The organism is Sporosarcina ureae DSM 2281, assembly GCF_000425545.1.
Taxonomy (GTDB): domain Bacteria; phylum Bacillota; class Bacilli; order Bacillales_A; family Planococcaceae; genus Sporosarcina; species Sporosarcina ureae.
In genome coordinates, this window is the sequence record NZ_AUDQ01000008.1 from 101,405 (window position 1) to 116,060 (window position 14,656).

Sequence of the window (14,656 nt, forward strand, 5' to 3'; positions counted from 1 at the left end):
CACGATGATGCTCCTCTCCGATTACATTAGTTTGTGCGATAATTAGTTTTTGTGGTCAGCATTCCGTTTACCATTGTTGTCGTCAACATAGGATAGCCGTCATCCATTCTCTCAATGATTAGTAGGTCGGCTTTCTTTCCAATTTTAATCGATCCCAATTCGTCATCTATTCGGACTGCCTTCGCCGGATTCAACGTAACCATCATGAACATTTGGTGCAGATCATTTCCATATTGTTCATGTAATGCAAAGACCGCATGCAACAGCCCCGCAGGATAATAGTCACTGCATAAAATATCAATACAGCCATGATCAATTGCTTCTGTTGCAGATAAATTGCCAGAATGAGAACCACCAAGTAAAACATTCGGAGCACCCGCAATCGTATGCAAGCCAAGTTCTTTCGCTCTCTTCGCAACTTCCAACGTAATCGGAAATTCGCTAATGGTCGTACCAAAGGTTTTCACTAATTCCAGTTTTTGAACATTATCGTCATCATGAGATGCAATAGCAATGCCTTTTTCCGTAGCAATCTCTGCAATTTCCTTCATGTTTTCAGTCGTTAGAGACTCTGTAGTTTGCCTTTCAGCGATCAGCACATTGATGTCTGAATCTGATAGATCTCGATATCCTTTCAATGTTTCACGATACACTTCTAAATTTCGATACTGCCCTTGTCCCGGTGTATGGTCCATAAAAGAAAGCAAATGAACTTTGTCATCTTCTATATTCCGCACAAGACTCGCCACGCCATCCATATTGTCAATCTCAAATCGCGCATGTAAACGATGACGAATCAAGTGTAAATTCCCATGTGTTGAATGGATAGCATCGATCATACGCTGGATATTCTTTGGATGATGCATCGTTTTCTGTGTAAAGACGTCTTCCCCATAAAAGGACAGTGAGTGAAACATAGTGGTAATCCCGTGACTGATCAATACTTTTTCAGCCTCTCGCAAACTTATATCGAAATCCATCATGCAAGAAGGTCTTGGCGATGCAATTGTTTCAATATAATCAGAATGAATATCAATAAACCCTGGAGAAATAAGTCCACCACCGGCATCAATCCGGTTAGCTTCAGGAAATCTCATTACGTCTTCCTGCGGGATAATATCTTGAATAAATTCCCCTTCTACAACAACTGCAAAGCCTTCAAGAATTTCGTTTTCTGTTATGATATTCCCATTGTGGATTACATACATGTCAGCAGTTCCTCCTATAGTAATGAGTACACTAATTGTTGTGTGTACGCATGTTGTGGGTCTTCCAATACTTGATCCGTCAAACCTTCTTCAATTATTTCGCCGTTTAACATAACAATAGTACGGTCCGCCAGCATCCGAATCACTGCCAAATCATGTGACACCACGATCATGCTGATTTGTAGTTCCCTTTGAATTTTTTTAATTAAATCTAGTACATTTGCTTGCACCGACAAATCTAGCCCAGTCGTTACTTCATCCAAAAATAAAATAGGTGGGTTATTCGATAACGCTTTAGCAATTTGCACGCGCTGCTGCATCCCCCCCGAAAACTTTTCGGGTTCTTCTTTCATACGGTGCAAAGGAATATGAACATTCGTAAGCAATCTTTTCCCTGTTGCCTCCATATCCGACACATTCCGATTTCCAGCCGCAATTAATTTTTCCGCTATGTTGCCAATCGATGAAAAGTTCATTTTCAGTCCATGAACTGGATTTTGATACACCATGCCGTAATCATGATTTCGAATCATACGCTTTTGCTGAGAAGACAATTCAAAAACATTTTCATTTTCTTTCCCCGGTCGGTTAATGTATGCAGCTCCAGACGTGATGTCGGTATCAAAATACAAGCACTGCATCATCGTCGATTTGCCACTTCCGCTTTCTCCAACAATCCCTAAAATCTCTCCACGATAAAGATCTAAAGAGATATCCCGCACGGCAAAGACCGTTCCGCAAGATTTGCAGTAATTTTTCTCTACACTATTTCGCTCTTTATCTTGGCATTCTTGACAACCCGTACCATATTGTTTGCATAGATTCTCAACCCGTAAAATCGGTGTTTCATGCATACGTGCTTTCCACCTCGACTTTCTCTTGTTTGTTTAATTGTTCTATACAATAAGCCGAATCGTTGCACTGATAAATCGTTGCACCCTTTTCGTGATCTATGAGTTCATCCAAGAAAACATCTACTGCTCCACACAAATGACAATGAGCTCCTTCAAATGATTCAACAGTAAATGGATAATCTTCAAAAGCTAACGATTTGACGGATGTATAGGGCGGTACAGCATAAATTTTCTTTTCTCTTCCTGCTCCGAGAAGGATCAAGGCTTCAGAATGATCCATTTTGGGATTGTCGAATCGAGGAATTGGGCTTGGTGCCATTACATAACGATCGTGAACCGATACGGGATGATCAGCAGTTGTCGCCGTTTTTCCGAACTTCATAATTTGCTCAAACAACATCAGCCAAGCACCACTATAATCATCTTCCGCATGCATACGTTTTGTCATATATTCCCTTTCTTCAATGGCACGCAACGGCTCTGGTATCGGAACTTGTAACACAAGAATCTGCTCTTTCGTCAATGAACATTCCGGAATCCGGTGCCTTGATTGAATGATATCCGCTTCTTCTGTACACTCTGTCAGTTGAACGCCCGTTGTATCTTGGACAAGCTTTTTTATACTCACTGCATTGACAGATTCATCGGAGCCTTGGTCAATCACTTTTAGCACATCTGTTTGTCCTATAAGGGAAAGTGTAAGCTGCAATCCACCTGTTCCCCAGCCTCGTGCAATGGGCATTTCCCTAGAAGCAAACGGCACTTGATAGCCTGGAATCGCTACAGCTTTTAGAGTAGCGCGACGAATTTCCTTTTTTGAACCTTCATCGAAAAAAGCAAAATGCGTGTTAGCTTTCATTGACCTGCACCCCTTTCTTCACTTGCCGTATACTGTCTAATTTAGATTGGAATGTCACGTAATGCGGTAGCTTCAAGTGGGAAATAAATCCACTAGATTCCACTGAATCAATGTGAAGCAGTACAAATTCTTCATCATGTGTTGGAAATTCATCATTTAGATGTTCTAGGCACTGATCGAGAATACTCATGGCAATCGTCTTGGTTTCATTTTGTCCATAACAAATTCCATATCCAATCTCAAATTCCAGTTCTTCTTCATTGTTTTCATTTTTCACATGGACGGGCACAAACGATTCTACTTCCGTTACTTGAATGTCTCCGATATAAAACTCTTCGTCCTCTGAACCGTCTTCTTCGTTGGGATGCTTAACGTAAATTGGCAGCGAACCTACGCGCACTTCACCTACAGTCGGATGAACTTCTCCATATCCGCGCAACGAGGCATATGCCAAAGAAGTCAATGCACCTGTTTGTCCGCGGGTCAGGACTTGTAATCTCGCGCTACGGCTCGCCGGAAACTCCAAGTTTTGTTTTGTAATATCTTCAGGTTCTGTATTGTCCATTTCATATTGTTCAAACAACCCTTCTTTACGAAGGTACTCTACAACTTTCGGATAGCGTTCAACCGTTTCTTCCACTTTCACCTCTTGAAGTTCTTCGGCATAGCTCTGCAGCCACTGCGTATTATCCGCCTTTTTTTCATTGATTAAATTAAAATCTAGAAGACGATGTGTGTAGTCATACGTGGCACCCAGTAATTGACCCCCAGGTATATCTTTAAAGCTCGCAGAAATTCTTCTTTCTACAAACATTGCATCTGTCTCGACTGACTCGCTGTAATACAATCTTGGCAATGTGGATCGGTGAGCTCGCATAAGGAATACTGCTTCTTCCATACTTCCCTCCGCCTGCTTGATGGCCAATGCCGCTAATTGCGGAGAATATAAACTACTTTCCGACATAACTTGATCGACCAAAGCTCTCATCGTCGACAAAATCGTTTCAATTTCCAGAATCGCTTGCCCTTTGAGCCGTTCGAACTTCACTCGTTTGATAGAAGCATCTATCGCCTGAGTACCTCCTTTTACAGGAACATACCCCACTTATCCCACCTCCTTATGTGCAATTGCTGTTGTTCTAGGTACGCAAGCAATTTGTGAAGCTTGATCGATAAAAATTAAGTCGATTCCCATCGGAAATTCGTTCGTCCGCTGATTTCTAGCTTGCCATAACGTCACTGGAAACCCTGTTTGTAAGGACACTTCTGATTGAATACCCGGACCTTTTAATACGATTTCACCATCATTTTCTAATACAGAACTTTCAATGAGCCAAGTGGAAGATTGCTGTGGATCAATAAGAGATCCGACTTTACACTGTTCCAAAGCGTGTCGTATTTCTTGCTCTTTATCTTCGCGAAGGACTATGACAAAATCCGCTTCATGAATGGATGCATATTTAGCAGAAGTATATTCCGATATCTTTTCTATTAGCTCCTGGTGTTCATCAGATACAATATGGAAAGTGACTTCTCCATCCAATAATGCCATTGCAGTTAAAAGTAAAGCTTCACTGCAAGGAATAGAATAATCCATTCGGTTCACCGGTTCAGTAATGGATGAAATCGTGCCCGGCCGCGACATACTATGCAGTAATTTACGATAGACATATTGCAAATCATGTACTTGATCAATCGCCATATTCTCTCTCCTGTCCACTTTGTTTCTAGTAAGTAATTATATTTCCATCGTTTCAAAATTAACTTTTGTACCGATTAACTCTGCCTGTCGTCTTGTTTTCGCTTTCCTGATTTCATCCTCAGCAGCGATCAACTGGGGTTCCCATAGAAACGCTTCCGGCAAATCGGCTTTATACGCTGCATCGATGATCGCCAAATGCTTAGCGAGCTCTTCTTCCATTCCCGTGACGATGCCGATCCCGATACGATTGGCAATCTCTACCTTTGCTTCTGTAACTAGGACTTCACCCATATAAAACAAGGAATTCTTAGAGGTTTCACGCATTTTGATCATCGTCATTCCATATTGAGGTGCTGTAATTTCACGACACTCATATACAGCCGTGATAGTTTCCGCAAATGTTTTAGCAAGATGACCATTATCTTGAATGAGAATTTCAGTTCTTCTTCTTCTTTTCATATGTGCTCCCTCCTTTTCTATAAATTAATAGTAACTTGTCGCCAAGTTGGTGTGTTTTAAGATACGGTTAGTATATTGTAAACACTCTTTACAATTGGACATAAAAAAACAAGCAAGGATGAGAGACCCTTGCTTGTTTATGAATTCATCGTAATATCATATTTGAACTTATCACTGCGATATAGCACTTTAGTATATTCAAGCACCTTACCAGTTTTCTGGTCTACACAGTCGCTTTCAACCATAATGAGCGGGACCATACTTTTGCAAGATAACAACTGTTGCTCACCAGCAGTTGGAAATGTGATGCTTAGTAGAGATTTGCGACTGTTAAATTCTCCATAGCCAAGTTTCCGATAATAGGCAAACATCGATTGGATTTTGAAGCAATCTTTTTTAATGCGCGGTATGGTCGTTTCGCTAACAAAAGAATAATGAATAGCGATCGGCTCACCGTCAATCAAACGCAATCTTCCAATTTTGTAGATAGCGTCTGATTTCCTCGTTTCTAATACGTGATACGTATGTTCATCGTAAGGAATTTGTTCACAATTTATCGTGCGCGTTTCTAACTCATACCCTAATGCCTTCATCTTTTCAGTAAAGCTCGTCCCTGCAGTTAGAGACAGCTGAATTTGTATCGCCTGCTCTTTTAGAAACCGTCCTTTGCCTTGTTTGGAATAAATAAAACCCCGTTCTTCCAACTTGGTTAATGCATTTCTTGCAGTCATCCTCGGTACATTGTATTTTTTCGCCAGAATATTTTCAGAAGGTAATCTATGTCCATATGTGAAGGTCTTTGAAACAATTTGTTCCATTAGTTCATCAATAATCTCTGTTTCCTTTTCCGCCGAAATGATAGCCATCTCCCTCTAAGAACTGTTATAGAAGACATATTTTCAATTATATTGTACTATACTTCCTATTTTGAAAGACGAAAGACAGTGTTTAAGAATTCAACAGGTTGCATATTAACTAAACAGCTTGCCGTATGAACCACCTCTGCACGAAGCAAATATTTCACGTAAGCTTTTGATTATTTTATGATACGCGGATTATTAGGATAGTAACTCTTCATCACCCCTTACTATTTGTATCCATCCGCATGAATAGTTTCCTTCTTGTGGTAATTGACAAAGCAGATACTGACAACGACAAGTAACAAGCCCACCCACAACGTATGCGTCATCGGCTCACCGACAAACACCGTACTGATGAACACCGAAATAACAGGCACTAAAAAGGTAAAGACCGCCACCTTACTTGCCTCTCCCGCACGAATGAGCGAGTAATAAATGATATAGGCAACCGGAATACCCATTGTTGCACCGAATCCAAGCCCAAATAGATACATAGGATGCCACTCTATCGCAGACCAGCTCTCTGTAACGGCACTGAGTACAAGCAGCACTACACCCCCTATAGTAAATTGCATTGCCACCATCCAATATGCATCGACTTCCTCACTTACTTTCTTCACATATGCAACGCCAATTGCCCAAAAGAATGCTGTCAGCACACCTAATATGACGCCGAGTATGGAAATCTGGGTAGTGAAATGTTCCACACTAACTACAGTTATTCCGATGAACCCAATCAACAGACCCGTTATTTTAGTTGCAGTCATACTTTCTCCCAGCCACATCCAAGCAAATAATCCGAGAAGGACCGGCTGGAAGTATACAAGTACAGAGAATAGCCCACCCGGCAAATAGTGTAGCCCAATCGTATGCAATCCAAAAAACAGAACGGTGTTGAACAAAGCTGAAATACAATATTTGCGCCAATGCTGACGCCATTGCAATCTGTCACGCAGTCTTATCATCAGTAATACAATGAAACAACCACCTAGCAACGCACGCATACCCGAAAATAATAGTGGCGGTGCATACACGATCGATAGTTTATAAATCGGCCAACTAATGCCCCAAATCATGACTAAAACTGCCAACGCGACGGTAGATTTTGTAAATAGCTTGTTCACTCCTCCATCCTTTCTAATTATATTGATCCTTTAAATCTAGTCTATTCTCACAATCTTTTTATTGACTTTAATTCAAGACAAAGGTTTTCTTTTTTGCAAAAGTTCCTTATGATTATTATTGGAGGCGATTTTACGTGAAAAAATTATTTGCAATGATGATAACTGCTGCTATATTAGCGGCTTGTAGCAATGATGAACCGAAGGAACCGATCGAATCAACGGAACCAGTAGAAGATACAGCTCCGGTAGAACAAGCAAGTGACGAAGTAGAAAATGGTCTAAAAGCAGATACGGTAGAACATGAGTATGCTGCTTTTGCTGATGATCAAGTACCTGTCAATTCCAAAGTGAAGTTTCTTGGAACCGTGACAGCTGTTAATGAAGGAACTCTAACTGTGCAAAATAAAACAGATAAATCCTCGAATGAAATCATTTACGTGAAAGATATCCGACTAGGGGAGCGTACCGATATTTTGGAAGACTTTGATGTATCCGTTTACGGTACGTATGAGGGGAAAGACGACGAGGATGTGCCTGTTATTAAAGGGATTTTCATTGACGTAGACTGAAAATCTAAAGGAACAACCATAACTAGTTAATTTATATGTTTTGATCGAAGGACCAACAGGTATAGTGCATTTACAGTAGAAACTTCATGGGAAGCACAGAAGCGGCATACTACAGTATGTCGCTATTTCGGAAAGAGGGGATTATATGCAACGAACACTACTTGATTATGCCGCTTTAATCTTAGGGTCATTCATGTTCGCAATTGGGATTAACTACTTCGCGATTCCAAATATGCTATCTGAAGGCGGCGTCATCGGGATTACCATCATTACATACTATTTATTCGAATGGTCACCTGGACTTGTCAGTTTTGTAATCAACTTAGCACTCGTTGCGATCGGGTATAGGTTCTTCAGTAAACGAACGATTATTTATACTGTCATCACCATCATATTCTCATCCATTTTCCTTGAGTTAACGAAGAATTGGGGAGAACAGTTAGGCAGCGATACATTGCTTGCCGCGTTATTTGCCGGTTTATTTGTTGGTGGGGGTCTCGGAATGATCTTTCGTGTTGGCGGCACTTCCGGCGGCGCGACTACTATTGCTCGGATGCTTCAGCAATGGCTTGGCTGGAGTGTTGGGAAAGCGGTGCTAGTTATTGATATTTCCGTCATTTTATTGTCAGCCTTTGTTATCGGTAAAGAAAAAGCAATGTTTACGCTCGTTGCTGTGTATGTGGGTGCAAAAGTGATTGACAAAATAGTAGACGGCGCAGATGATAGAAAAGCCGTGATGATCATTTCGAAACACCAAGAAGATATTCGACATGAATTACTCACGACAATGGGCAGAGGCGTAACGATTCTTGACGGTCGCGGCGGCTATACGCTCGAGAAGCAAGCGATTTTATATATTATTATCAACCAGACAGAAATCGTTCAGTTGCGACGTATTTTAGAGCGGGTAGACGAAGATGCATACGTTACCATCAATAATGTACAAGAAATTTTCAAGCGCGGATTTAAGGAACAACGACCAAAATAAAATTTGTTTCCTAACAGTTCATTTCCATACTATCATGAACTCTCTCCCATACCATTACAGGTAAAGGAGAGAGTTATCCTACTTATTTTTCATGCTTAAATCAGTGGCGGCGGCATGCAATTTGCTACCGAGAAGCCGCCAGGAAAGAATATAGTGGATGCTTTGTCACTAGTACACTTCCCTACCCAATACTTGGCTATCTTTATCTCCTGTTTCCACACTATTCAACCTCCTTGCAATAGTCACAACTATCTTCCAATTTAATTATTTCAATAAAGCGTTTCACTCAACCGAGTTCTTCTATATACTTGATAATATCTGAAAAATTCATACCTTTTCGTGATGGATTGAATAGTATTTTTCAAGTGGGAGGAGATTATCATGGATAAACAGAAAAAAGGATTTTTCCAGAAGTTTTTGGATATGATTGAGAAAACCGGTAACCGATTGCCACATCCGGTTACATTATTTGCTGTTTTGGCTTTATTGGTAATCGTCATCTCGGCAGTAGTCTCTTACTTCGGGGTTAGTGCAGAACATCCGGGTAAAGAAGGCGAAATGATTGAAGTAAATAATTTACTGAGTAGTGAAGGTATTCATTACATCATTACGAATATGACCGATAACTTTATCGGTTTCGCTCCGCTTGGTGTCGTGCTGATCACGATGCTTGGTATTGGTGTCGCAGAAGGTTCAGGATTGATCAGTGCTTTACTTCGCGGCTTTGTAATGTCTGTTCCAAAACGAATGATCACGCTTGGATTAGTATTTGCAGGCGTTATGTCGAGTGTAGCTTCTGACGCAGGCTACGTTGTCTTGCCGCCACTTGGTGCGGTATTGTTCGCAGCACTTGGAAGACACCCTCTTGCGGGTCTAGCAGCTGCTTTTGCCGGGGTCTCCGGTGGGTTCAGTGCAAACTTGCTACTTTCGGGTACTGATGCATTACTCGGCGAATTGACGATCATGTCCGCAGCGATCATCAATCCCGAATATGCAGAAGGTATGAATATTGCCATGAACTACTACTTCATCGCATTTTCTGTTATCGTTCTGACATTCGTTGGTGCGTGGGTCACAGAAAAAATCGTAGAACCTCGTCTTGGCGAATATAACGGTGAATTCCGCGAGAAAGTTGAAAAGCTAACTCGTCTTGAAAAGAAAGGCTTGATTTTGGCAGGTGTTTCTGTCGTTATTGCAGGAGCATTGGTTGCGCTTCTTGTTATATTCCCAGGTGCTCCGTTGCGTGGAGATGAAGCAGATATGCCGATTATCAAATCACCATTCATGAAATCGCTCGTGCCGATCATTGCATTTATGTTCTTTGTGCCAGGTCTTGTCTACGGTAGAGTAACGAAATTGATTCGTAATGACAAAGACGTAGCCGCCATGATGTCGACGACGATGTCTGCAATGGGGATGTTTATCGTCCTTTCATTCACAGCAAGTCAGTTCGTCGCATTCTTCTCTGAGTCAAATATGGGCTTAGTGTTAGGTGTTTATGGTGCAAACTTCCTTGACAGTATTAGTTTAACAGGGATTCCTTTGTTACTGATGTTCATTGTCATTGCGGCGTTCATTAACTTGTTCATCGGTAGTGCATCAGCGAAGTGGGCCATGATGGCACCGGTTTTCGTACCGATTATGATGCAACTTGGCTATTCTCCTGAACTGACACAAATGGCGTATCGCGTGGCGGATTCTTCAACTAATATCATTTCACCGCTCATGACTTATTTTGCGATCATCATTGCCTTTGCGCAGAAGTACGATAAGAAGATGGGAATCGGGACGCTCGTTTCCGTTATGTTCCCATACTCCATGTTCTTCTTGCTGTTCTGGAGCGTAACGTTAATTATCTGGATGTTGCTAGGTATCGACCTCGGACCTGGCTCCCCTATTTATTACTTGAAATAAGATGACCCATACCCCGTAAGTGCATTCATTGCTCTTACGGGGTTTTTTATGATAGTATAGTAGTTGATAATGGTTTTCATTTAGAATGATTCTATCTATCAAAAGGAGTTTTTAATTATGAATTATGAAGGAAAGAATGCTGTAGAGAAATCGATCATGGGCAGACGCTCCATCAAGAAATTTAAAAAAGACCCGGTCGATATAGATGAACTAATAGAATTACTCAACGTCGCAAAATGGGCACCGAATCATAAATTGACCGAGCCGTGGCGCTTTCAGTTATATGTTGATGAAGGCAAAGAAAGATTTATAGAGGCGTTTTTAACGTCCCAAGAAAGAGATGGCAATATACCTGATAAAGCACAGAATAAAGCAGCATATTTCCGCGACATTCCTCTACATTTAGTCGTCATCATGCCGGAGGACTCACGTAAAAAACGTTGGGATGAAGATTACGCTGCAATTTCTGCGATGATCCAGAACTTTCAGCTGGCTGCATGGGAACGCGGTATCGGCATGATCTGGCGCACGAATGACTGGACACATGACCCGATATTTAAAGATGCGATCGGTGTGAAATCAGATGAAAAGATTGTCGGAACACTAATGATCGGCTATCCGAAACATGTACCTAAGCCTGAGGAACGTAAGGATATTCGAAACGTACTGACTGTTATCGATGAATGAACTACTATAACGTTTATATGTAAATTCATGTTATGGCTTTAAATATAAAACGCTTGCCCTCAAAATTGAGAGCAAGCTAATTTTATATTAATCAGTATTCGTTCACAGCAAATCTGCAGTGCGCTTGCACGCTTCCTTCGCTTCTTCCATCATACGCTCAATAAGCTCTTGAACGGTTGGAACATCGTCTATTAATCCAGCCACCTGACCGCTATTGATATATCCGTTCTGCATGTCTCCTTCAATAGCACCTAACTTATGCTGTTCTTCAGTTGTTGCTTTATTAAACTCTTCTAGCGTCATTCCTTCTTTTTCACGCTTTTCTAAAGTTGCTACATAATCGTTTGTTAATACTCTCCTTACTCGCCCCACTTTACGGCCAATAATTCTCGTTTCTACGTCTGATGCGTCTACTAGACGTTGCTTATAGCGTTCGTGTGCCTGCATTTCCTGAGTAGCTATAAAGCGCGTGCCCATCTGAACACCTTCAGCACCTAAAACAAGCGCTGCAGCCAAACCTTTTCCATCGCCTACTCCCCCTGCTGCTACGACCGGAATCTGAACATTTGCAGTGATTTGTGGGATCAATGTCATGGTAGTTAATTCAAGCGGTGAGTTAATTCCAGCAGCTTCAAACCCTTCTGCCACTACTATATCTGCTCCAGCCTCTTCCGCTTTCACAGCATGTTTAACAGATGCTATGATCGCTATAACCTTGATTCCATGATCGTGTAAACGTTGAATATATGGTGACGGATTTCCTGCTGATAGTGATATAACCGGTACCTGGTGTTTAATAACTAATTCTATAAACTCTTCGACGTAAGGAGTTACATTAATCGCAATATTTACCGCAAAAGGACGCGAAGTTATAGACTTCAAATCAGTAATTTTACGATCAACCTCTGCTATAGTGGAGGTTCCACAACCAATTGTGCCTAAGCCACCAGCTTCTGAAATAGCCGCTGCCAATTTAGGGCTACTAATATCGCCCATCCCTCCTTGAATGATTGGATATTGGATAGATAATACATTACATAACGAATTCATACAATACACTCCCTTTTATGTTATACTTTATCATATATTTCATTATTTTGAAGGAGGAAACTCATGATTATACCTTATAATAAGAAAAGTCCGGTAATTGATGCATCCGCTTTCATTGCCCCAGGTGCTTATCTGATTGGCGATGTGACAGTTGGTGAAGAATCTACAATATGGTTCAACTCTGTACTACGCGCAGACGAGGGTGCGATTGTAATTGGCAAGCGCTGTAGTATACAAGATAATTCTACAATCCATCTATATGAAGATGCACCTGTTGAAATTGAAGATGAAGTGACCGTCGGACATAATGTGGTATTGCATGGTTGCAAAATCCAAAAACGTTCTATTATTGGCATGGGTTCAACTATTCTCGATCACGCCGACATTGGAGAAGAGTGTATTATTGGTGCGAACACTTTAATTCCTTCTGGAAAGGTTATTCCGCCACGTTCATTAGTGATCGGTTCTCCTGGAAAAGTTGTCCGACAATTGAATGACCAAGATCTGGAAATGATTCAGCTGTCTATTGATACGTATGTTCAAAAAGGAAAAGACTTCAACCTTATTTTACAAAATGAACTGAGTGTTTAATAAATTGTGCATCAGAAATGCCGTGAGCGTAAATATGCTCACGGCTTTTTCCGTCATTTTATAATCAATGGATTATCTTCAGCATCATAAGTAGCATCTTTTCTACTTATATCATTATCTTTTTCAAATATATGTTCGAAAAAACGATTGGCAGGTTCAGCAAGTAGCTTATAATATTGTGCAAATAAATGAGCTGAGTGTGTTCCGCTCCACATCTCAGGAAGAAGTTCCTTTGGCAAACCAGGATCAATGAACAAGAACTTTCGATATTCATGCACTAAATTAGTGCGTTCTACAAAACACTGAGCGTCCGACAACAAACCACTTTCCATTTCACTCGTTGCCACGACAAACTTTTGACTGTATATCGAAATAAATTCTCCATACTTCTTCTCGATCTCTTCAAGAGGCCAACTCTTGGCAACCAACTCTTGGTTTGACCTTGGTCCCGTGTACTTTGAGAGAAATAAGTCAGCATGCTCTTCAATCTTATATTTTGCTATTAATAAGCGTACTTCTTTTGCCAAATCATTCGGCGTAATCCAACAACCATTTGTAAAAGTACCGAATCCGCTCCATAAAAGCTCTTTTCGCAATTCATCACGGAGTTGTCGTTTATCTTCAGGTATGTTGTACATCAACATACGCCATTGACCATCCCACTCATGAGGCTCTAATTTAAAAATACGCGATGCAGCTTCCTCGATACGAGAAACTCCACGGTCCGTTAAGTAATAATAACTTTTTCTTCCTTCACGTTCTGTTTCAAACCAGCCTTGTTTCATCATACGAGACAAAACAACGCGTACAGCTTGTTCATTATGGCCAAACTCTTTCATCAACCGAATCAAGCTACCGATCCAGATTTTATTTCCATAATGGCGAACGTAATCACCAAAAATTGTAAATATCATAGATTGTGTATTAGAGATAGAAAAAACCACTCTTTCTATAAAATTATTCGGTTCCTTCTCTCCATTATAACCGTTGGCCAATAATGATGACAAGCTTATGTGCCTTGGAATTCCGGTTCACGCTTTTCATTGAACGCTTGTAAGGCCTCAACGCGGTCCTCGGTCGGGATGACTAATTCGTATGCTTTCGTCTCAATTGCAAGACCTGTACGAAGGTCAGTATTTAAACCCTCATTAATTGCATATTTAGCTTGTTTAATTGCAACAGGGCCATTTTTCATAATAGCTTCTGCTAATTCTTCGCAAGATACCAATAAGTTATCTGATTCTACTACTTTTAATACAATACCTAGCTCTAATGCTTCAGCAGCAGTCAAGCGTTTGGCTGTGAATATAAGCTCTTTTGCTTTCATCACTCCAACTAATCGAGGTAGCCGTTGTGTGCCTCCCGCCCCTGGAATGATAGCCCAACTCGTTTCAGTTAAGCCTAACGTAGCGTGACTAACAGCGATCGAGAAATCGCAAGCCAGCATCAATTCAAAACCACCACCAAGTGCATGACCATTTACAGCGGCGATTGTAGGCTGTGGTAATTCTGCAATACTGTTGAACACGTCACGAATAGCTTTTACGTTACGGCGCACTTCCGATTCGTTAAGTGTCTTACGTTCTTTTAAATCCGCTCCAGCACTGAATGCCCTTTCCCCTTCTCCTCTAAAAATTACAGCTCTGATATCAGGGGCAATATGGAGAGTCTCTACTATTTGTTGTAATTCTTTTAAGGCAGGGTAATTAAAGCAATTCAAAGATTCGGGCCGATTGATTGTTACATAAGCGATACGGTTTTCAATTTCCAATAAAACTGGTTTCATTATCC

Annotated in this window: 16 protein-coding genes; 5 read left to right on the plus strand and 11 right to left on the minus strand. The window is 41.0% G+C overall.

Annotated elements, in window-relative coordinates; genetic code table 11:
* Positions 1–26 precede the first annotated feature (26 nt).
* From phnM to H605_RS0109515, 8 genes are all read right to left on the minus strand, one after another.
* Entirely contained in the window at positions 27–1,208 is a 1,182-nt protein-coding gene (phnM, locus tag H605_RS0109480; RefSeq protein WP_029053998.1) for a phosphonate metabolism protein PhnM, read from the minus strand.
* Positions 1,209–1,222: 14 nt separating this feature from the next.
* Positions 1,223–2,062: an ATP-binding cassette domain-containing protein gene (locus H605_RS0109485; RefSeq protein ID WP_029053999.1), complete on the minus strand. Its 840-nt coding sequence runs from the start codon at positions 2,060–2,062 to the stop codon at positions 1,223–1,225.
* Positions 2,055–2,921: an alpha-D-ribose 1-methylphosphonate 5-phosphate C-P-lyase PhnJ gene (locus H605_RS0109490; protein ID WP_029054000.1), complete on the minus strand. Its 867-nt coding sequence runs from the start codon at positions 2,919–2,921 to the stop codon at positions 2,055–2,057. The genes H605_RS0109485 and H605_RS0109490 overlap by 8 nt, the downstream gene beginning before the upstream one ends.
* Positions 2,911–4,026 carry a carbon-phosphorus lyase complex subunit PhnI gene (locus H605_RS0109495; protein ID WP_029054001.1) on the minus strand — a complete coding sequence of 372 codons (1,116 nt, stop codon included), beginning with the start codon at positions 4,024–4,026 and terminating at the stop codon, positions 2,911–2,913. The genes H605_RS0109490 and H605_RS0109495 overlap by 11 nt, the downstream gene beginning before the upstream one ends.
* Positions 4,027–4,623, minus strand: a complete 597-nt coding sequence (gene phnH / locus H605_RS0109500; protein WP_029054002.1) for a phosphonate C-P lyase system protein PhnH — start codon at positions 4,621–4,623, stop codon at positions 4,027–4,029.
* 36 nt (positions 4,624–4,659) lie between these two features.
* Positions 4,660–5,082 carry a phosphonate C-P lyase system protein PhnG gene (phnG, locus tag H605_RS0109505; RefSeq protein WP_029054003.1) on the minus strand — a complete coding sequence of 141 codons (423 nt, stop codon included), beginning with the start codon at positions 5,080–5,082 and terminating at the stop codon, positions 4,660–4,662.
* A gap of 137 nt (positions 5,083–5,219) precedes the next feature.
* On the minus strand, positions 5,220–5,948 hold the full coding sequence (locus H605_RS0109510; protein WP_037561859.1) for a GntR family transcriptional regulator: 729 nt from the start codon (positions 5,946–5,948) through the stop codon (positions 5,220–5,222).
* Between the two features lie 221 nt (positions 5,949–6,169).
* Positions 6,170–7,066, minus strand: a complete 897-nt coding sequence (locus H605_RS0109515; protein ID WP_029054005.1) for a DMT family transporter — start codon at positions 7,064–7,066, stop codon at positions 6,170–6,172.
* Between the two features lie 134 nt (positions 7,067–7,200).
* Here H605_RS0109515 and H605_RS0109520 point away from each other — a divergent pair, with 134 nt between their 5' ends.
* From H605_RS0109520 to H605_RS0109540, 4 genes are all read left to right on the plus strand, one after another.
* Positions 7,201–7,635 (plus strand): hypothetical protein, encoded by a 435-nt coding sequence (locus H605_RS0109520; RefSeq protein ID WP_029054006.1) that lies wholly within the window; start codon positions 7,201–7,203, stop codon positions 7,633–7,635.
* Between the two features lie 145 nt (positions 7,636–7,780).
* Positions 7,781–8,623: a YitT family protein gene (locus tag H605_RS0109525; RefSeq protein WP_029054007.1), complete on the plus strand. Its 843-nt coding sequence runs from the start codon at positions 7,781–7,783 to the stop codon at positions 8,621–8,623.
* Positions 8,624–9,004: 381 nt separating this feature from the next.
* Entirely contained in the window at positions 9,005–10,537 is a 1,533-nt protein-coding gene (locus tag H605_RS0109535; protein WP_029054008.1) for an AbgT family transporter, read from the plus strand.
* 117 nt (positions 10,538–10,654) lie between these two features.
* Positions 10,655–11,224 carry a nitroreductase family protein gene (locus H605_RS0109540; RefSeq protein ID WP_029054009.1) on the plus strand — a complete coding sequence of 190 codons (570 nt, stop codon included), beginning with the start codon at positions 10,655–10,657 and terminating at the stop codon, positions 11,222–11,224.
* 102 nt (positions 11,225–11,326) lie between these two features.
* Here the strand turns inward: H605_RS0109540 and H605_RS0109545 are convergent, their stop codons facing one another.
* Positions 11,327–12,274, minus strand: a complete 948-nt coding sequence (locus H605_RS0109545; protein WP_029054010.1) for an NAD(P)H-dependent flavin oxidoreductase — start codon at positions 12,272–12,274, stop codon at positions 11,327–11,329.
* Positions 12,275–12,337: 63 nt separating this feature from the next.
* Between H605_RS0109545 and H605_RS0109550 the strand changes: the two genes are divergently transcribed.
* On the plus strand, positions 12,338–12,865 hold the full coding sequence (locus tag H605_RS0109550) for a gamma carbonic anhydrase family protein (protein ID WP_029054011.1): 528 nt from the start codon (positions 12,338–12,340) through the stop codon (positions 12,863–12,865).
* Between the two features lie 53 nt (positions 12,866–12,918).
* On the opposite strand, the gene paaX is transcribed toward H605_RS0109550, so the two are convergent.
* Together paaX and H605_RS0109560 are read right to left on the minus strand one after the other, a co-directional pair.
* On the minus strand, positions 12,919–13,779 hold the full coding sequence (gene paaX / locus H605_RS0109555; protein ID WP_037561861.1) for a phenylacetic acid degradation operon negative regulatory protein PaaX: 861 nt from the start codon (positions 13,777–13,779) through the stop codon (positions 12,919–12,921).
* A gap of 95 nt (positions 13,780–13,874) precedes the next feature.
* Positions 13,875–14,651, minus strand: coding sequence for an enoyl-CoA hydratase-related protein (locus H605_RS0109560; protein WP_029054013.1), 777 nt, complete (start codon positions 14,649–14,651; stop codon positions 13,875–13,877).
* Positions 14,652–14,656 lie beyond the last annotated feature (5 nt).